Annotated in this window: 19 protein-coding genes and 1 tRNA gene; 15 read left to right on the top strand and 5 right to left on the bottom strand. The window is 58.6% G+C overall.

Annotated features, from left to right (window positions below; genetic code table 11):
• Positions 1-156 precede the first annotated feature (156 nt).
• Genes LOY38_RS20580 through LOY38_RS20570 form a run of 3 tightly spaced genes read left to right on the top strand, consistent with a single transcriptional unit; the run spans position 157 to position 3,335 of the window.
• The gene (locus LOY38_RS20580; protein WP_223487611.1) at positions 157-1,566 is read left to right on the top strand and encodes a circularly permuted type 2 ATP-grasp protein; all 1,410 of its coding nucleotides are present in this window, start codon (positions 157-159) and stop codon (positions 1,564-1,566) included.
• A 12-nt stretch (positions 1,567-1,578) separates the two neighbouring features.
• Positions 1,579-2,529, top strand: coding sequence for an alpha-E domain-containing protein (locus LOY38_RS20575; RefSeq protein WP_010456611.1), 951 nt, complete (start codon positions 1,579-1,581; stop codon positions 2,527-2,529).
• Positions 2,526-3,335 (top strand): transglutaminase family protein, encoded by an 810-nt coding sequence (locus tag LOY38_RS20570; RefSeq protein ID WP_258696815.1) that lies wholly within the window; start codon positions 2,526-2,528, stop codon positions 3,333-3,335. Before LOY38_RS20575 ends, LOY38_RS20570 begins: the two co-directional genes overlap by 4 nt.
• 122 nt (positions 3,336-3,457) lie before the next feature.
• On the opposite strand, the gene LOY38_RS20565 is transcribed toward LOY38_RS20570, so the two are convergent.
• Positions 3,458-4,279: a cytochrome c gene (locus LOY38_RS20565; protein ID WP_258700765.1), complete on the bottom strand. Its 822-nt coding sequence runs from the start codon at positions 4,277-4,279 to the stop codon at positions 3,458-3,460.
• Positions 4,280-4,926: 647 nt separating this feature from the next.
• Here LOY38_RS20565 and LOY38_RS20560 point away from each other — a divergent pair.
• From LOY38_RS20560 to LOY38_RS20550, 3 genes are all read left to right on the top strand, one after another.
• Positions 4,927-6,132 (top strand): acetyl-CoA C-acetyltransferase, encoded by a 1,206-nt coding sequence (locus LOY38_RS20560; RefSeq protein WP_258696814.1) that lies wholly within the window; start codon positions 4,927-4,929, stop codon positions 6,130-6,132.
• Positions 6,133-6,170: 38 nt separating this feature from the next.
• A complete protein-coding gene (locus tag LOY38_RS20555; RefSeq protein ID WP_258696813.1) occupies positions 6,171-8,315 on the top strand; it encodes a 3-hydroxyacyl-CoA dehydrogenase NAD-binding domain-containing protein in 2,145 nt (714 codons plus the stop codon).
• A gap of 108 nt (positions 8,316-8,423) precedes the next feature.
• Positions 8,424-9,158, top strand: a complete 735-nt coding sequence (locus tag LOY38_RS20550; RefSeq protein ID WP_258696812.1) for an amidotransferase — start codon at positions 8,424-8,426, stop codon at positions 9,156-9,158.
• A gap of 131 nt (positions 9,159-9,289) precedes the next feature.
• Here the strand turns inward: LOY38_RS20550 and LOY38_RS20545 are convergent, their stop codons facing one another.
• The 3 genes from LOY38_RS20545 to LOY38_RS20535 form a co-directional block, all read right to left on the bottom strand.
• Positions 9,290-10,261, bottom strand: a complete 972-nt coding sequence (locus LOY38_RS20545; RefSeq protein ID WP_258696811.1) for a magnesium and cobalt transport protein CorA — start codon at positions 10,259-10,261, stop codon at positions 9,290-9,292.
• A gap of 178 nt (positions 10,262-10,439) precedes the next feature.
• On the bottom strand, positions 10,440-11,162 hold the full coding sequence (locus LOY38_RS20540; protein WP_258696810.1) for a 1-acylglycerol-3-phosphate O-acyltransferase: 723 nt from the start codon (positions 11,160-11,162) through the stop codon (positions 10,440-10,442).
• A gap of 214 nt (positions 11,163-11,376) precedes the next feature.
• Positions 11,377-12,066 carry a crotonase/enoyl-CoA hydratase family protein gene (locus LOY38_RS20535; RefSeq protein WP_258696809.1) on the bottom strand — a complete coding sequence of 230 codons (690 nt, stop codon included), beginning with the start codon at positions 12,064-12,066 and terminating at the stop codon, positions 11,377-11,379.
• Between the two features lie 308 nt (positions 12,067-12,374).
• Between LOY38_RS20535 and LOY38_RS20530 the strand changes: the two genes are divergently transcribed.
• The 9 genes from LOY38_RS20530 (at position 12,375) to LOY38_RS20490 (ending at position 16,340) form a co-directional block, all read left to right on the top strand.
• Positions 12,375-12,464: transfer RNA gene (locus LOY38_RS20530), tRNA-Ser, on the top strand.
• Between the two features lie 330 nt (positions 12,465-12,794).
• The gene (locus LOY38_RS20525; protein WP_258696808.1) at positions 12,795-12,977 is read left to right on the top strand and encodes a hypothetical protein; all 183 of its coding nucleotides are present in this window, start codon (positions 12,795-12,797) and stop codon (positions 12,975-12,977) included.
• 280 nt (positions 12,978-13,257) lie between these two features.
• The gene (locus LOY38_RS20520; RefSeq protein WP_258696807.1) at positions 13,258-13,578 is read left to right on the top strand and encodes a YbjQ family protein; all 321 of its coding nucleotides are present in this window, start codon (positions 13,258-13,260) and stop codon (positions 13,576-13,578) included.
• A 168-nt stretch (positions 13,579-13,746) separates the two neighbouring features.
• Positions 13,747-13,941, top strand: coding sequence for a hypothetical protein (locus LOY38_RS20515; protein ID WP_258696806.1), 195 nt, complete (start codon positions 13,747-13,749; stop codon positions 13,939-13,941).
• 348 nt (positions 13,942-14,289) lie between these two features.
• A complete protein-coding gene (locus LOY38_RS20510) occupies positions 14,290-14,655 on the top strand; it encodes a hypothetical protein (protein WP_008072998.1) in 366 nt (121 codons plus the stop codon).
• Positions 14,656-14,840: 185 nt separating this feature from the next.
• Positions 14,841-15,266, top strand: a complete 426-nt coding sequence (locus tag LOY38_RS20505) for a glycine zipper domain-containing protein (protein WP_258696805.1) — start codon at positions 14,841-14,843, stop codon at positions 15,264-15,266.
• A 128-nt stretch (positions 15,267-15,394) separates the two neighbouring features.
• The gene (locus LOY38_RS20500; protein ID WP_258696804.1) at positions 15,395-15,565 is read left to right on the top strand and encodes a hypothetical protein; all 171 of its coding nucleotides are present in this window, start codon (positions 15,395-15,397) and stop codon (positions 15,563-15,565) included.
• A 107-nt stretch (positions 15,566-15,672) separates the two neighbouring features.
• Positions 15,673-15,888, top strand: coding sequence for a hypothetical protein (locus tag LOY38_RS20495; protein WP_258696803.1), 216 nt, complete (start codon positions 15,673-15,675; stop codon positions 15,886-15,888).
• A gap of 101 nt (positions 15,889-15,989) precedes the next feature.
• On the top strand, positions 15,990-16,340 hold the full coding sequence (locus tag LOY38_RS20490; protein ID WP_258696802.1) for a hypothetical protein: 351 nt from the start codon (positions 15,990-15,992) through the stop codon (positions 16,338-16,340).
• Positions 16,341-16,434: 94 nt separating this feature from the next.
• Here LOY38_RS20490 and LOY38_RS20485 read toward each other — a convergent pair whose 3' ends face one another.
• A complete protein-coding gene (locus LOY38_RS20485; protein ID WP_258696801.1) occupies positions 16,435-16,833 on the bottom strand; it encodes a hypothetical protein in 399 nt (132 codons plus the stop codon).
• Position 16,834 lies beyond the last annotated feature (1 nt).

The following is a 16,834-nucleotide window of genomic DNA, read 5'->3' as shown; positions in this document are numbered from 1 at the left end:
TCGCCATGAAGCGGGGGCGATCAGGTTGGGGCATTTACTGCACGGATTTGGTGCGGTGCGTGTGGCGCTATTATCCAACTGATTGATATCAAAGCGTTTATGCCGATGGCACGGGCCTTGCGAAGGCCTGGATGTCCGGGTGACAAGGAGTACGGCATGATCCGCACCTATTTTGATGAGATGTACGATGCCGGCGGCCAGGTCCGCCCGCATTATCGGGAGTTTGCCCGTTGGCTGGCCGAAACGCCTGACGAGCTTCTGGCACAACGGCGACGCGAGGCCGATCTGTTATTTCATCGTGCCGGGATTACATTCACGCTCTATGGTGATGAGCAGGGGACAGAGCGCCTGATTCCCTTCGACACCATTCCCCGCAGTATCCCCGCCAGTGAATGGCGGGTCGTCGAGCGCGGCTGCATTCAGCGGGTCAAGGCATTGAACATGTTCCTTGCCGACCTCTATCACGAGCAGCGCATCATCAAGGCCGGCATCATCCCGGCCGAGCAAGTGCTGGCCAACGAGCAATACCAGTTGGCGATGCAAGGGCTGGATCTGCACCGCGATATCTATTCGCACATTTCCGGTGTCGACCTGGTGCGCGATGGCGACGGCACGTACTACGTGCTCGAAGACAATCTTCGTACCCCCAGTGGCGTGAGCTACATGCTCGAAGACCGCAAGATGATGATGCGCCTGTTCCCCGAGTTGTTCTCGGCCCAGCGCATCGCACCAATCGACCACTATCCGAACCTGTTGCTCGACACCCTGAAAAGCTCCAGCCCGATCGACAACCCGAGTGTGGTGGTGCTGACGCCAGGGCGCTTCAACAGCGCATTTTTCGAGCATGCGTTTCTGGCCCGGGAAATGGGCGTTGAACTGGTGGAAGGCGCGGACCTGTTCGTGCGCGACGACAAGGTGTTCATGCGCACCACGGACGGGCCGAAAGCGGTCGATGTGATCTATCGTCGCCTCGACGATGCCTTCCTCGATCCGCTGGCGTTCAACCCGGACTCGATGCTTGGCGTGCCAGGGCTGCTGTCGTCCTATCGCTCCGGCAACGTGGTGCTGGCGAATGCCATCGGTACCGGGGTCGCGGACGACAAGTCGGTGTATCCCTTCGTCACGGACATGATTCGTTTCTACCTGGATGAAGAGCCAATCCTGAAGAACGTGCCGACGTGGCAGTGTCGTAATCCCTCTGAACTGTCCCATGTCTTGGCCAATCTTCCAGAGCTGGTGGTCAAGGAAACCCAGGGTTCCGGCGGTTACGGAATGCTGGTGGGGCCGGCGGCGACGGCGGCGGAAATCGAGTCTTTCCGCGAGCGGATCAAAGCCAAGCCCCACGCGTACATCGCCCAACCGACGTTGTCTTTATCGACCTGTCCGACCTTTGTCGAAAACGGCATTGCTCCACGCCACATCGACCTGCGTCCGTTTGTATTGTCTGGCCGCGAAACCCGGGTTGTGCCCGGCGGTTTGACCCGTGTCGCCTTGCGTGAAGGCTCCCTGGTGGTGAATTCCTCCCAGGGCGGCGGAACCAAGGACACCTGGGTGGTCGAGGATTGAAGGAAGCCTGCCATGTTAAGTAGAACTGCCTCGGATCTGTATTGGATGTCGCGTTACCTGGAGCGGGCGGAAAACCTCGCACGGATGCTCGACATCAGTTATTCGCTGTCGCTGATGCCCCAGGACGGTCGTGGCGACGGCTTGCACGAACTTGCCATGCCGTTGCTGATCACCGGCACCCTGGATGATTACCTGGAGCGCCACGGCGATTTGCATGCCGAACGGCTGCTGCATTTCTTCGCTCTGGATGCGGCCAACCCGGCGAGCATCTACAGTTGCCTCGGTGCCGCGCGAGCCAGTGCCCATGCGGTGCGTGGGCGAATCACCGCCGACATGTGGGAAAACATCAACGCCACCTGGCTGGAAATTCGCGGGATCGCCGAGCAGGGCTTGAGTCGCTACGGCATGAGCCGTTTCTGTGAGTGGATCAAGGAGCGTTCCCACCTGTTCCGCGGCGCGTCCTACGGCACGATCATGCGTAACGACGCGTTTCGGTTCATTCGTCTGGGTACCTTTATCGAAAGGGCTGACAACACCTTGCGCCTGCTCGACGCCCGTTACGAAATGGCCGGCGATCAGGCCGAAGCGGTCAGCGACGGCACGGCCCACGCCTACTACCAGTGGAGCGCCTTGCTGCGGGCTTTGTCGTCGTTCGAGGCTTACACCGAGATCTACCGCGATGCCCCCGGCGCCCGGCATGTGGCCGAGCTGTTGCTGCTGCGCGCCGACGTGCCGCGATCCCTGCGGGCCTGCACCGAAGAAATCGACCAGATCCTTGCCCAATTGCCGGGGGCCAATGGCCGTCCTGCGCAGCGTTTGGCGGCGGAGATGGACGCGCGCCTGCGTTACACCGGTATCAACGAAATCCTCGACGAAGGCCTGCACGCCTGGCTGACCGAGTTCATCCCGCTGGTGCGCCAGTTGGGCAACGCCATTCACAGTTCCTACCTGGAGGCTGCATGAGACTTTCCATTAGCCACGAGACCACCTATCACTATGAAGATCAGGTGCGGGCGAGCATCCAGTACCTGCGACTGACCCCTCACGACAGCGAGCGCCAGCATGTGCTCAGCTGGCAGCTCGACCTGCCGCGCCCGGTGCGCGCGCAACTCGATCCGTTCGGCAACATTCTGCATGTGCTGACCCTGGACGAACCCCACGAGGCAATCATCATCGGAGCCCGTGGCCAGGTGGACATCGACGAATTGCGCGAAGCCGAGCATGAGAGCCAGTCGGCGCTGCCGTTCCTGCGCTTCACCCGGCTGACCGAAGCGGACGAAGCCCTGCGCGCGTTTGCCGAGAAACAGTGCAAACAGCGCCGGGATCGCACGGCGCTGATCGATTTGATGCATGGCCTGAACCAGCACATGACCTACGCGCCGGGTTCCACCGAAGTGGACACCAGCGCCGCGCAAGCTTTTGCCAGGCGTTCCGGGGTCTGCCAGGACCATACCCATGCGTTTCTCGCCTGCGCCCGCAGCCTTGGGGTCCCGTCGCGCTATGTGTCGGGGTATTTATACAGCGAGAACAGCGAGCACCTGGCCAGTCACGCCTGGGCTGAAGCCTGGCTGGATGACGCCTGGTACAGCTTCGACGTGACCAACGAACTGGCCCGCCCTGAGCGTCACCTGAAACTGGCTGTGGGCCTCGACTACCTCGACGCCTGCCCGGTGCGCGGCATGCGCCGTGGCGGTGGGTGCGAGCAGATGCATGCCAAGGTGTTTGTTTCGCCGACGCCGCTGCCGGTGATCTCCGTCCAGCAGCAGTAATCGGGGATACCGCACACCCACTGTGGGAGCGGGCTTGCCCGCGATGACGGTCTTCCAGTCACCGTATTGGTGTCTGAGATAATGCTATCGCGGGCAAGCCCGCTCCCACAGGTAGGATGTCTTCAGGGTTGCACCTTCCGTCCCGCCATGTGCTTCAAATACCCCACCAACAATTCCAGATCCCCCTCCGGCAATACCGTCGTCGAGAACGCGGGCATCTTCGCCTGTGGCCACTGACGCAAACTCTGCGGGTCACGAATGTAGCGCTTGAGGAAGTCCGCGCCGAAATACTCGGTCGGGTTGAACGGAATATTCAGGTCCGGCCCGAACTGCGCATCCCCCGCGCCATTCAATCGATGACACGCCAGGCAGTTCTTCTGAAACAGCGCAAAGCCCTTGTTCACCGGATCGTCCGCCTTCAGCGCAGGATCGGGAAGCAAGGCAGGGAAGCGCTCGGCCACCGGCGCCATGCGCTTGATACTGGCCACTTCGAACGGCCATTGCTCGGGGCTGATATTGCCCGCCTGCGGATCGGTCCAGACCAGATAAAACGGCCCGGCACTGTGCTTGCCCTCTGACAGCGGCGGCCACGGCTTGGCCGGGTCTTCAATCGCCAGCCAGGCCCGCGCCCCTTGGGTATTGAGCAGCGGCGCGGCAGCCAGTTCGGCGGCAAAACCATCCAGGGCAACGGCTTGCAGATGATCGTCAGGCTGGATACCCGTCAACAACGCCGCCAACGGCACGGCGCGATAGCTCATGTCCCGCTTGTAGGAAACGTCGTTAGTGATCGTGACGGTCTGAACCTGAGGATGCTTGAGCAATTCCTCGGTTTGCCACGTGCGAGGGCTCGCGCCCAGCTCAAGATTCAGCTGTGCGGCAAACAGAGGCGTGCTGAGCAGCAAGGCCCCAAACAGAATGAGCGTTTTCAAATGATCGCCGTCCATGTCGTGAGAAGTGCCGCAAAGGTTGGCACAGCCACGCTGGCCCGGGTAGCGAGCCAATCACATTTTTAATCAGGCGAAATGAAAACCCTGATGCTCGATCAGCCAATCACCTTGGTCAGGTTCGGCAAAATCAACAACAGCGTAGTGGCAAATAGAATGAGCCCGGCTTGACGTACTTTCGAATGCTTGAACATGGCTTGACCGCCTTTTTTGTTATTTCCTGATGCCTGCCTGCCTATCTCCATGACGGCAGAGCGCTGCACTTCCTTGTTGGACGAGTGCCTCGGCAAAACCCGACGACAACTTCGTACAGGTTTACATTAGGGCCCGCGTCACGCTTGGCTTAGATCCATTTCGTATGGGATTGGCACTAGTTGCTGTTAAAAAGGCATGAGGCCTATGGCCAGCTACTTGGGCGCCCGTTGGCTAGACAGCTTGGTGACATGAATCGGTTAATCCGGTAGCTGACTACCGTTCGTCTGAGCGTGACCGTCAACGCCAGTGAGCACTGTGGTCATTGAATCCACGGCTGCTCGGCATAAGGTGAATGCATAAAGATCAGAATCTCGCGGCCTCCCGTAGGAGCCGCCGAAGGCTGCGATCTTTTGATCCTTTGATTTCCATTCACCACCAGGTTCGAGGACGTCATGACCCAAGCCTTGATATTCGACGCGTTACGCACGCCCCGTGGCAAAGGCAAAGCCAATGGCGCGTTGCACAGCGTCAAACCTGTGAACCTGGTGGCCGGGCTGCTGAGGGCGTTGCAGCGGCGCACGTCCCTGGACACCAGTCAGGTCGATGACGTGGTGCTCGGCTGTGTGACGCCCATCGGCGATCAGGGGGCCGACATCGCCAAGACCGCCACCCAGGTGGCCGATTGGGACGTCAGTGTGGCCGGGATGCAGCTCAATCGCTTCTGCGCGTCGGGGCTGGAAGCGGTGAACCTGGGCGCGATGAAAGTGCGTTCCGGCTTCGAAGATCTGGTGGTGGTCGGTGGCGTCGAGTCGATGTCCCGCGTACCCATGGGCAGCGATGGCGGCGCTTGGGCGCTGGACCCGGAAACCAATTTGCACAACCATTTCACGCCCCAGGGCGTGGGCGCCGACCTGATCGCCACGATTGAAGGCTTCAGCCGTCAGGACGTCGATGCTTTCGCGCTGCACTCCCAGCAGAAGGCTGCACGGGCGCGGGCGAACGGTTCGTTCAACAAGTCGCTGGTGCCGGTGCAGGACCAGAACGGCATCATCCTGCTCGATCACGATGAGTTCATTCGCGCCGAATCGACCATGGAAGGCTTGGGCAAGCTCAAGCCGAGCTTCGAAATGATCGGGCAAATGGGCTTTGACGCCACGGCATTGCGGGTTTACAGCCAGGTCGAGCGGATCAACCACGTTCACACGCCGGGCAACAGTTCCGGGATCGTCGATGGCGCGGCGCTGATGCTGATCGGCTCCGAAGCTTGTGGCCGGGCGCTGGGCTTGCAGCCACGGGCGCGGATCGTCGCCACGGCCGTCACCAGCACCGCCCCGACCATCATGCTCACCGGCCCGGCGCCGGCCACCCGCAAGGCACTGGCCAAGGCCGGGCTGCGGGTCGAAGACATCGACCTGTTCGAAGTCAACGAAGCGTTCGCCTCGGTCGTGCTCAAGTTCATCAAAGACATGGCCATCGACCCGGACAGGGTCAACGTCAACGGCGGTTCCATCGCCATGGGCCACCCGCTCGGCGCCACCGGCTGCGCGATTCTCGGCACGCTGCTCGATGAACTGGAAACCCGGCGCCTGCGCTATGGTCTGGCGACATTGTGTGTCGGCGGCGGCATGGGCATTGCCACCATCATCGAACGCCTCTGAGCCTGACTTTAAGAAAATCCGACTCAAGGAAAATTGCCATGACCCAAGCCATCCGTTACGAAAAGGGTCAGGACCAGATCGTCGTCCTGACCATCGACATGCCGGGCCAGAGCGCCAACACCATGAACGCGGTCTACCGCGAGGCCATGGCCACCTGCGTCGAGCGCCTGGTCGCCGACAAGGATGCGATTGCCGGTGTGATCATCACCTCGGCCAAAAAAACCTTCTTCGCCGGCGGCGACCTCAATGAACTGATCAAGGTCGGCAAACCCGAAGCCAAAGCCTTTTACGACAAGGTGCTGACCCTCAAGGGCCAACTGCGTACCCTGGAAACCCTCGGCAAACCGGTAGTTGCCGCCATTAACGGCGCGGCGCTCGGCGGTGGTTGGGAAATCTGCCTGGCGTGCCATCACCGTGTGGCGCTGGACAATCCGTCGGTGCTGCTTGGCCTGCCGGAAGTCACTCTTGGCCTGTTGCCGGGCGGCGGCGGGGTAGTGCGCATGGTCCGCATGCTGGGCATTGAAAAAGCCCTGCCATACCTGCTCGAAGGCAAAAAAATCCGTCCGCAACAGGCGTTGCAGGCGCGGTTGATCGACGAGTTGGCCGCCGATCGCGATGAGCTGATGGCCAAGGCGCGGGCGTGGATTGTCGCTCACCCGGTCGCTGTGCAGCGCTGGGACGTGAAGGGTTATCAGATTCCTGGCGGCACGCCGTCGGATCCGAAGCTCGCGGCGATGCTGGCCATCACGCCGTCGATCCTGCGCAGCAAAACCCAGGGTTGCCTGCCTGCGCCGGAGAAAATCCTCTGCGCCGTGGTGGAAGGCGCCCAAGTGGATTTCGACACGGCGCACCTGATCGAAACCCGCTACTTCACCGAACTGACCACCGGCCAGGTGTCGAAAAATCTCATCGGCACTTTCTGGTTCCAGCTCAATGAGATCAATGCCGGTGGCTCGCGGCCCCAAGGCGTCGCGCCTTACGTGACGAAAAAAGTCGGCGTGCTTGGCGCCGGGATGATGGGCGCGGGCATCGCGTTTGTCAGCGCCTCGGCCGGCATCGACGTGGTGCTCAAAGACATCAACCTCGCTGCGGCAGAGAAGGGCAAGGCCCACTCGGCGGCGCTGCTGGACAAGCAAGTCACCCGTGGTCAGATGAGCCGGGAGCAGCGCGAGGCGATTCTGGCGCGAATCCATGCCACCGAAACCGATGCGGACCTGGCCGGTTGCGATTTGATCATTGAAGCGGTGTTTGAAGATCGCGAACTGAAAGCCAAAGTCTCATCGGCGGCACAAGCAGTTGTCGGCCCGGACGCGGTCATTGCTTCCAACACCTCGACCTTGCCGATCAGCGGCCTGGCCACCGCCGTGCCGGACCAGACGAAATTCATCGGCCTGCATTTCTTCAGTCCCGTGGAGAAAATGCCGCTGGTGGAAGTCATCAAAGGCGCCCACACGAGTGCTGAAACCCTGGCTCGCGGGTTCGATTTCGTCCTGCAAATCAAGAAAACCCCGATTGTGGTCAACGACAGTCGCGGTTTCTTCACCTCGCGGGTATTCGGCACCTTTACCAATGAAGGTATTGCCATGCTCGGTGAAGGGGTGAGCGCGCCGATGATCGAGACCGAAGCGCGCAAGGCTGGCATGCCTGTCGGGCCTCTGGCGATCTCCGACGAAGTTTCCCTCAGCCTCATGAGCCATATCCGCCAGCAAACCGCCCAAGACCTGCAAGCGGAAGGGAAACCGCTGATTGAGCACCCGGCGTTCGCCGTGATTGACTTGCTGCTCAAGGAATACAAGCGTCCGGGCAAGGCCGCTGGAGGAGGTTTCTACGATTACCCGGCGGCCGGGCAGAAACATCTGTGGCCAGAGTTGAAAACCCGTTTCGAGAAAGCCGACGGGCAGATTTCGCCGCAGGATGTGCGCGATCGGCTGCTGTTCGTGCAAGCCATCGAAACCGTGCGTTGTATGGAGGAGGGCGTGCTGACCTCGACGGCGGATGCCAACGTCGGCTCGATCTTTGGCATCGGCTTCGCGGCCTGGACCGGCGGTGCGTTGCAATTCATCAACCAGTACGGCGTGAAAGACTTCGTCGCCCGCGCCCAGTACCTGGCCGAGCAGTACGGCGAGCGCTTCACGCCGCCCGCGCTGCTGCTGGAGAAAGCCGCCAAAAACGCCTTGTTCTAAGGGGACGTTCTAAGGGACCGATGACGCGCTCCGGGGCTTGCCTTGCCACCGTGTTTCGAGGCAGGCTCTCGGGTGTGCATTATTCCCTTCATGTGTCAGGTATTTTTTATGTCGTTACGCATCTGCATTCTGGAAACCGACATCCTGCGTCCGGAACTGGTCGATCAATATCAGGGTTACGGGCAGATGTTCCAGCGTCTGTTTTCGCAGCAACCCATCGCGGCCGAATTCACCGTGTACAACGTGATGCAGGGCGATTATCCCAGCGATGACCTGACCTTCGATGCGTATCTGGTCACCGGCAGCAAGGCCGATTCCTTTGGCACCGATCCGTGGATTCAAACCCTCAAGACGTACCTGCTCAAGCGCTACGAACGTGGCGACAAACTGCTGGGCGTGTGCTTCGGCCATCAACTGCTGGCGCTGCTATTGGGCGGCAAGAGCGAGCGGGCGACCCAGGGCTGGGGCGTCGGCACCCACAATTACAAACTCGCGGCCAAGGCGCCGTGGATGAGCCCGGTGAGGGAAGAGCTGACGTTGCTGATCAGCCACCAGGATCAGGTCACCGCGCTACCGGAAAACGCTACGGTGATTGCCTCGAGCGATTTCTGCCCGTTCGCCGCGTACCACATCAACGATCAAGTGCTGTGCTTCCAGGGGCATCCGGAGTTCATTCACGATTACTCACGGGCGCTGCTGGAAATCCGTCAGCAACATCTGGGCGAACAGGTTTATCAGAAGGGCGTGGCGAGCCTGGAGCATCCACACCATGGCGCCACCGTTGCGGAGTGGATGATGCGGTTTGTGGCGCACAAGCCTGAGGGTGAAGCGGCTAAAAGCTAAAAGCTAAAAGCTAAAAGCTAAAAGCTTCGCGAGCAAGCCCGCACACATTGGATCTTCGTCGTACACAGATCCAATGTGTGCGGGCTTGCTCGCGAATGGGGGCAACCGTTTCTCACCGAAAACACACGGCCTTACAACCACCCCGACCGCTTGAAACTCGCCCACAAACCGACGCACCCAACGGTGATAAACCCCAGCACCGCGAAATACCCGTAATGCCAACTCAACTCCGGCATGTTCTGGAAGTTCATCCCGTAAATCCCGGCCACCGCCGTCGGAAACGCCAGAATCGCCGCCCACGCGGCAAACTTGCGCTGCACCACGCTTTGCCGTGACGCCTCCAGCAACACCCCGACCTCGATGGTCTGGCTGGCAATGTCTGCCAGGGTCGTCAGATCTTCCATCTGCCGCGTGACATGAATCTGCACATCGCGGAAATACGGGCGCATGTTTTTGTCGATAAACGGAAAGCTCAGCTTTTGCAGTTCCTCACCGATCTCCACCATCGGTGCCGCATACCGGCGCAAGCGCAATACATCGCGGCGCAGGCCGTGGAGTTTCTGGATGTCACGCTCGTTCAGGGAACCGCAGATGACATTGCTTTCCAGTTCATCGATCTCGGCATGGATCGCTTCGCCCATCGGCTGGTAGTTTTCAATCACGAAATCGAGGATGGCATAGAGTACGAAATCTTCCCCATGCTCCAGCAACAGAGGCCGCGCCTCACAACGCTGTCGGACATGGGCGTAGGACGCGGAATGACCGTTACGTGCAGTAATGATGTAGCCCTTGCCGGCGAAGATATGCGTCTCGATGAACTGCAATTTGCCTTCATTGCGGATCGGCGAATACGTGACGATAAACAGTGCATCGCCGAAGGTTTCCAGCTTCGGTCGACTGTGTTTTTCCAGAGCGTCTTCGATGGCCAGTTCGTGTAGGTTGAACTGGCGTTGCAGGTTGAACAACTCCTGAGCGTTCGGCTCTTCGAGGCCGATCCACACAAAGTGGCCAGGCTTGGCAGCCCAGGCAGCGCCTTCGTCGAGGGTAATGTTGGTGACTTTTTTACCGGCGCTGTAAACCGCAGCAGCAACGACTCTACCCATGATGGTAATTCACTTCTTATTGGCCGCTTTCTATTGGTAAAGACTGGCGGTGCCAGGCAGGTTTCAGCTTAACCTTGTCTACTGCTTGAGAGTCAGCAAAATCTGTAGAGTTCGCAGGCAAAAGAAAACCCGCGCAGGGCGGGTAATGCACGCGGAACCTGTGGGAGCGGGGTTTCTTTCAGGCGGCTTGCAGTTGCCGATCCATCGAGTCGATGCACTCGCGCATCTGCTCACGGCACTGGGCGATCAGCATCGGCATGTCATCCAGGCTCAATCCAGCCGTGGGAATCGCCGGCAGCGAACGGATCAGAATCCTCCCACTGCGCCAGCGGTTCAATCGCATGTGTTTGACGTAACTGCTGACACATACCGGAACGATCGGCACCCCGGCGGCAATCGCCATCTGGAACGCGCCTTTCTTGAACGGCAGCAGCTCTTCACCGAGGTTGCGGGTGCCCTCGGGGAAGACCCAGATCGAGGTGTCTTCATTTTGCAAGGTGTGAGTGGTGGTCAGCATCGACTGGCGTGCCTTGTGCGCATTGCCGCGGTCGATCAGCACATTGCCGGCCAGCCAGAACAATTGCCCGAACAGCGGCACCCACTTCAAGCTCTTCTTGCCGATGCACACGGTACGGCGGGGCACCACATTGCCGAACACAAACAGATCGTAGTTGGACTGATGGTTGGCGATGATCACGCAGCTGTCGGGTTTATCCATCAACGGCCCGACGTCGGCCTTCACCCGCAAACGCAAAATACACATCGCCGGCCACGCATACAGACGCGCGCATAAACGGCTGTTGTCCGGATTAAACGGCCGGCACAGACCGAGGATCACCCCGAGCACACCGGCCAGAATAAAGTGCAGGCCCATCAATAGCATACGAAACACAAACAGCATTTAAAGGGCCCACCGGGACAAAAGGTGGCGCAGTGTACGGATGTGCACTGTTTTCGGCAATTGCCGCTATAGAAGTGGGAGATGGCCGATGTTTGAGTGCATGTTCCCGACTTATTGGTCAGATGTGGCCTAGAGCGGTTGTAAGGTTTTAAACCAAACACGCAAGAAAAAGCCCGGCACGACGGTCGGGCTTTTCGGTGCAACGCATTCGGGCTTAACCCATGTGCTCTTGATCCAGGATGATCGCGTTGTCCAGCGTCTCCAGCAGCGCTTTGCGCGTTTTCAACTTGGTGTTTTTGTGGGCGATCATGTTGAGCTTCTTCAACTGACGAGCCGCCGCCAGCGCTGCGCCTTGCAGCTCTTCGGCCGACACCACCTTATCGAGGAAACCGGCATCCACGGCGCTTTGCGGGTTGAACATCTCGGCGTTGATCACCGCGCGATGAAACGCCGACTTGCGCAGACGATCACGGGCCAGCTCGATACCGGCGTGGTGCATGGTCATGCCGATCTGCACTTCGTTCAGGCCAATGCTGAACGGGCCATCGACACCAATGCGGTAGTCGGCCGACAACAGAATAAATGCACCCTTGGCCACCGCATGCCCAGGACAGGCCACGACCACCGGGAACGGGTGCGACAGCAGACGACGAGCCAGGGTCGAACCCGCAGCCACCAGCGCCATGGCCTCGTTAGGGCCGGCCGTCATCACCTTCAAGTCATAACCACCCGACAAAATCCCCGGCTGACCGGTAATGATCACCACCGCCCGATCCTCCACCGCCCGATCCAGCGCAGCGTTAAACGCAACAATCACGTCCGGCGAGATGGCATTGACCTTGCCATTGCTCAAGGTCAGGGTCGCGATACCGTCTTCGAGATGGTAGGAAATCAACTCACTCATGACGCTAATCCTTCAAATAAAGTAGGGCAGACGTTACCCACCGCTGTAGGTCAGGTAAAGCGCCGTGACTGACCGCCCGGTCACCCTTTTCCCCGCCCGGCAAGCGTTGCCGGCCACGCCAGCCGCGCATTCCCCTCTATATAGAAGAGGGCGCGAAGCCGGAGATTGGCGGGTTTGCCATGGCACGGCACCCACCGGAACGACTAAATCGCTAACCGCATGAAAATTCTGCAAAAAAAATTTGCCATCAGAAAAGCTTTCGACTACATTAGCGCGCCTCGACAGACAGAACATGTTTGACGAGATACGGTGAAGTGTCCGAGTGGCTTAAGGAGCACGCCTGGAAAGTGTGTATACAGGAAACTGTATCGAGAGTTCGAATCTCTCCTTCACCGCCAAATTCGATGTACACAAAACCCCTGATTTCGAGAGAAATCAGGGGTTTTGTGGTTTCTGGTGTCTGGATTTTTCAATCATGGGCGCCGCTGGCTCAGGCGCATCAGTAAAGGCGCGTCCGAAAATGATGTAGGACAAGTGCCAGGCGTGTGGGAAGTAATGCTGGAAAGCCAGGCGGTTGGGTGCTTCCATAGGTTTCAGCACCTCACATGAGCCATCTCGGGAAGGGGTATTTTTTTTGCGCCTCTAGGGTACAAAATGAATCAAAGGGCAGCACAAATGACGCCCCCATTATCCGGAGCGGACGTACGCACGTTATGCAGGAAATGACCATGAAACAGGCAGAGCTGGAAAAGGTTCATGTGGAGATCGTCAAACTGATCGCTGAACAGCGCAAGCTGAACGCCGAGGCCGGCAAGATGACCCGTGAGACTTTTTGGTATCCGGTGGCAGTTGCTGTTGGGCTGATTGGTACGGTAGCTACCGTTACTGCGGTGTTGATCAAGCTGCTCTAATACCCAATTCTAGCGCCGTTTCCTGTTGTTTCACCTTATCGATCACGGCTCTGCTGATGTGCGCCATGTCATCACTTGCCATCGCAGCCACCCCTGAAACCTTCCCCGACGCAGCCACCAGCGACCCGGCAAAGCTCGGCTGGAATGGTCGGCTCCCCACCACCCGCTGATGTCCGGGTTGCCTTGAGTCGTTATCCCCAGTTCAACTGATGCCGGGCTTTTTGTTTTCATCACCTGGCTACCGAGGAATAATGCGCGCTTCTATGAAGAAGGAAACCTCATGATCACCACCACAACCCACACCATTGAAGGCCGGCAAATCACCGCTTACCTGGACATCGTCAGCGCCGAGTCGGTGCAGGGCGTTAACGTGATCCGCGATATGTTCGCCGGAATGCGGGATTTTTTCGGTGGGCGTTCTCAGACGTTGGAGCGGGCATTGAAGGATGCGCGGACTCAGGCGACCGACGAGATCAAGGAGCGGGCGCGGGCGCTTCAGGCGGATGCGGTGGTGGGGCTCGATTATGAGATCAGCATGCCGGCCGGCAAGGGGGGGATGGTGGTGGTGTTTGTGACCGGGACGGCGGTCAAACTGAGGTAGGTCGCTGTAAGCCGATCTTGGGCGCGCGGTGCTGGCCATTCGTCGGGCATGTAACGATCTGAATCACAAGTCTGGGAATGACCGGCTAGTCTCAAAATCCAGGGTGGTCGATATTTTTCAGGCAAAAAGGGCTTGCCGGTATCGACCCGTTTTGAGAGGAGCGAAGATATGGCTGAGCCGTATATCGAAGACGACGGGGCAGAGTTTCCAATCAATGATTGCGTGCAGTGTGGTCAGACGGACTATGTGCCGAGCTTCGGTGAAGACCGTGTCCAGATCAACAAAATCAAATCCGCAGTGCCTCGAACCCGAGGGCCCAAATCGAAATTCATGCCCAAGCTGGGGGCGCCTTCCAGGAAGTAAACCAGTAACAGCACGAACCCCGCCATTGAGCGGGGTTTCTTGTTTTTGAAGGGTTGAAAGCGTGGCTCGTTGGCAATGCCGAGAAATGTCCTACAACTTTTCGAGCGTTGGTGGTTTTTTCACAAACTTTTCACACCGGCCTACGTAGGCTCAGCTCATCCGTTAGAAAGCAGTACCCTGGCCCGTCTCCCCAGCGGGCTTTTTTTTGCCTGTCATAAAACCTTTTGCATAAACGCTGTCCAACCGTCGCCAATGGCGAGGTTGTTCCGGTTTTGTGTCTGGACTTTGCCTCCTCTAAAGCATTCAATTTCCGGCCTTTCCGTTCCCCTTTTTTTTGAGGTTCTTGTGATGCGTTTGACACTGCCTGCTCTGGTTCTGGGCCTTTTGGTTGCTCAAGGTGCGATGGCTGCCGGTGACGGCACGGCTGCGCTCGGTGGTGGTTTGGGTGGTGCGTTGGGTAATGTGATCGGCCAGAAAATGGGCGGCAGCACTGGTGCCGCCATTGGTGCTGGCGTAGCGGGCGCAGCCGGCAGCGCTGTTGCCGCACGTAAAGGCAGCCGCACCAAAGCGGCCATCGGCGGCGGTGTCGGCGCGGCGGGCGGTTCGGTGATCGGAAACAGCCTGGGCGGCAAGACCGGCTCCACCATCGGCGCAGGCCTGGGTGGTGCATTGGGCGGCGGCGTGGGCAGCAACCTGTCCAAAAAGGGTCACTGATCCTGAATGATCCGCTGAAAAAACCCGGCTCGATGCCGGGCTTTTTCGTTTTGGAACGTTTTTCCCGCATGTGGCTCAAATCTCGTACAGTCGGTGTTTGATTTGCTGTTCAACAGACGCAGATGCCAGCTGAGGCTATCCGCGGCATGTTCTCTTCCCCAATGCGGAAATTAGAGGTGCATATCATGCGTTTGACATTGTCCACGGTGTTTCTAGGGCTTTTGGTCGCTCAGGGCGCAATGGCGGCCGGCAACGGCGACGCTGCAGTCGGCGGTGGTCTTGGCGGTGTGTTGGGCAACGTAGTCGGCGGGCAGTTGGGCGGCAGCACCGGAGCTGCGGTGGGCGCTGGCGTCGGCGGTGCGGCAGGCAGTGCGGTCGGTGCGCGCAAGGGCAGTCGTACTGAAGCGGCTGTTGGCGGTGGTCTCGGCGCGGCGGGCGGTTCGGTGATCGGCAACAGCCTGGGCGGCTCCACTGGTTCGGCCATTGGTGCAGGCGTGGGCGGTGCAGCCGGTGGCGCGGTGGGCAGCAGCCTGGGTGATGATCGCGGCGGCTCGCATTCCGGTGGCGGCAATTACAAACACAAGCATAAAAATAAGTACAAGCATCGCTAACTCGATATCGAGTGACAGTAGAAACCCGGCCCTGTGCCGGGTTTTTCATTTCTGTCGATAGGACTCTGGAACGATTGGCTGTAGGACGTTTCGAACTTTATATACACCTGAACGTTGTGAGGCATGCCATGACCCCGGAAACCGAAGACAAGGAAGATGAAGGCCCGATCAACGATCCCGGCAATGAAGATCCGGGGTCTCTGATGGACGACGCCACAGTGCCGCTCAACGATGCCGATGACGCTGGCGACGTGGGCAACTACGAGAATGATGAGTATGACGAGGAAGACGACGAGTGATCGGGTTTTGGGGGCGGGACGACCAATCGTCCTTCTGATCGAACGCGTCTATCGTGTCGTCCTCGAAAGGTCAGGACCTGCTTTGCAGGTCCAATGAGAGGTGCGTTATGAACGCTGACCCGAAAGACTCCGATATCGACGATACCCCCGAATATCCGCTGCCTTCTCCCACCAATTCCCTGCGCCGTGACCAGCGCCCGCCCGACGATGACGACACGGCTGTGGAGCAAGTGCCCGCCGATGATGTGAAGCGTGGGAATGTGGAAGCCGACCCGGAAGACCCGGACATTGCCGGTGATGACGCCTCGGGTGAACCGAGCTGAAGCCTGTGCGGTGGTGCATCGCCGCTTGTCGATTGCGCGGCACCTTTAAAAGGCGATCACTGCCAGAGGTCAGGTAAAGCACTCTTTAAAGGAGATGCATCATGATCAGGTCAAAACTGACAGCGCTGACGGTAGTTGGCTTATTGTCGATCAGTTCATTGGCGGCGTTTGCTCAATCTACTGGCCGCGATGCGCCGGTCGACAAGGGGGGGATGCCACCTTACTCGGAAATGAATGCGGGTACTTCGGATGGGAAGGCGCTGCCACCGGACACCATTGGTGGTGGGAATGGCGGCGAAGCCAACGGGAGTAGCACCAGCCCGGAGGAGGGAAGTGGGTCGATGAATGGTGGAAGTTCGATGGGGAGTGGTTCTGGAAGTGGGTCTGGAGAGTCAGGTGGTTCTGGAGTGAGTGGAGGCAGGGCAGATAAAACCGGTAATTCGGGTGGCTGAAGTCAGATTCTTTACCGTTGCACTGAGCCCAGCGTCGAGCTGGGCTTCGGTGTTTGCACAGGAGTTCAAAGTTTCCTGATCTCTTTTTCGACCGCTAATCCTCTTCAATATCTGATTCAAACCAGCGCATAAAGAAGTCTCGCTGAACCTCCGGATCGTTGGTAAGGTTATTTTCTTCATAGTCAAAAATATTTACCAGGTCATTCCTTGTTGCATACTTACCTAATGTGAGTTCATATGCTTTTACTCCAAGCGACATCTGCGAGGACATGCTGGAAGGGTGTACGTTTATTTTTGCACCTTTGCACAGGAAAACTACATTGCAGTGCTCCTTTCTGATATTGCCAAGGCACTCGTAAAAATCTCCTCCTGCATAAGTTTTGCTATATCCATCCTCCATCACAAAATTAATAGTCAGCGCTTCCGAGTCGCAGAAAAGTTTCGCGATCTGGCGTCTACCGTTTTTGATTATCACAATTTCCACGCTGTCCACT

Origin of the sequence: Pseudomonas sp. B21-015 (assembly GCF_024749285.1) — a bacterium.
Taxonomy (GTDB): Bacteria; Pseudomonadota; Gammaproteobacteria; order Pseudomonadales; family Pseudomonadaceae; genus Aquipseudomonas.
Note: the sequence above shows the minus strand (reverse complement) of the source record. Positions and strands in the feature narration are given on the sequence as shown.

Excerpts from the sequence above, each read along its gene's own strand:
- LOY38_RS20580 (WP_223487611.1), top strand. The coding sequence starts at position 157 with ATGATCCGCACCTATTTTGATGAGATGTACGATGCCGGCGGCCAGGTC.
- LOY38_RS20575 (WP_010456611.1), top strand. The coding sequence starts at position 1,579 with ATGTTAAGTAGAACTGCCTCGGATCTGTATTGGATGTCGCGTTACCTG.
- LOY38_RS20570 (WP_258696815.1), top strand. The coding sequence starts at position 2,526 with ATGAGACTTTCCATTAGCCACGAGACCACCTATCACTATGAAGATCAG.
- LOY38_RS20565 (WP_258700765.1), bottom strand. The coding sequence starts at position 4,279 with ATGGACGGCGATCATTTGAAAACGCTCATTCTGTTTGGGGCCTTGCTG.
- LOY38_RS20560 (WP_258696814.1), top strand. The coding sequence starts at position 4,927 with ATGACCCAAGCCTTGATATTCGACGCGTTACGCACGCCCCGTGGCAAA.
- LOY38_RS20555 (WP_258696813.1), top strand. The coding sequence starts at position 6,171 with ATGACCCAAGCCATCCGTTACGAAAAGGGTCAGGACCAGATCGTCGTC.
- LOY38_RS20550 (WP_258696812.1), top strand. The coding sequence starts at position 8,424 with ATGTCGTTACGCATCTGCATTCTGGAAACCGACATCCTGCGTCCGGAA.
- LOY38_RS20545 (WP_258696811.1), bottom strand. The coding sequence starts at position 10,261 with ATGGGTAGAGTCGTTGCTGCTGCGGTTTACAGCGCCGGTAAAAAAGTC.
- LOY38_RS20540 (WP_258696810.1), bottom strand. The coding sequence starts at position 11,162 with ATGCTGTTTGTGTTTCGTATGCTATTGATGGGCCTGCACTTTATTCTG.
- LOY38_RS20535 (WP_258696809.1), bottom strand. The coding sequence starts at position 12,066 with ATGAGTGAGTTGATTTCCTACCATCTCGAAGACGGTATCGCGACCCTG.
- LOY38_RS20525 (WP_258696808.1), top strand. The coding sequence starts at position 12,795 with ATGAAACAGGCAGAGCTGGAAAAGGTTCATGTGGAGATCGTCAAACTG.
- LOY38_RS20520 (WP_258696807.1), top strand. The coding sequence starts at position 13,258 with ATGATCACCACCACAACCCACACCATTGAAGGCCGGCAAATCACCGCT.
- LOY38_RS20515 (WP_258696806.1), top strand. The coding sequence starts at position 13,747 with ATGGCTGAGCCGTATATCGAAGACGACGGGGCAGAGTTTCCAATCAAT.
- LOY38_RS20510 (WP_008072998.1), top strand. The coding sequence starts at position 14,290 with ATGCGTTTGACACTGCCTGCTCTGGTTCTGGGCCTTTTGGTTGCTCAA.
- LOY38_RS20505 (WP_258696805.1), top strand. The coding sequence starts at position 14,841 with ATGCGTTTGACATTGTCCACGGTGTTTCTAGGGCTTTTGGTCGCTCAG.
- LOY38_RS20500 (WP_258696804.1), top strand. The coding sequence starts at position 15,395 with ATGACCCCGGAAACCGAAGACAAGGAAGATGAAGGCCCGATCAACGAT.
- LOY38_RS20495 (WP_258696803.1), top strand. The coding sequence starts at position 15,673 with ATGAACGCTGACCCGAAAGACTCCGATATCGACGATACCCCCGAATAT.
- LOY38_RS20490 (WP_258696802.1), top strand. The coding sequence starts at position 15,990 with ATGATCAGGTCAAAACTGACAGCGCTGACGGTAGTTGGCTTATTGTCG.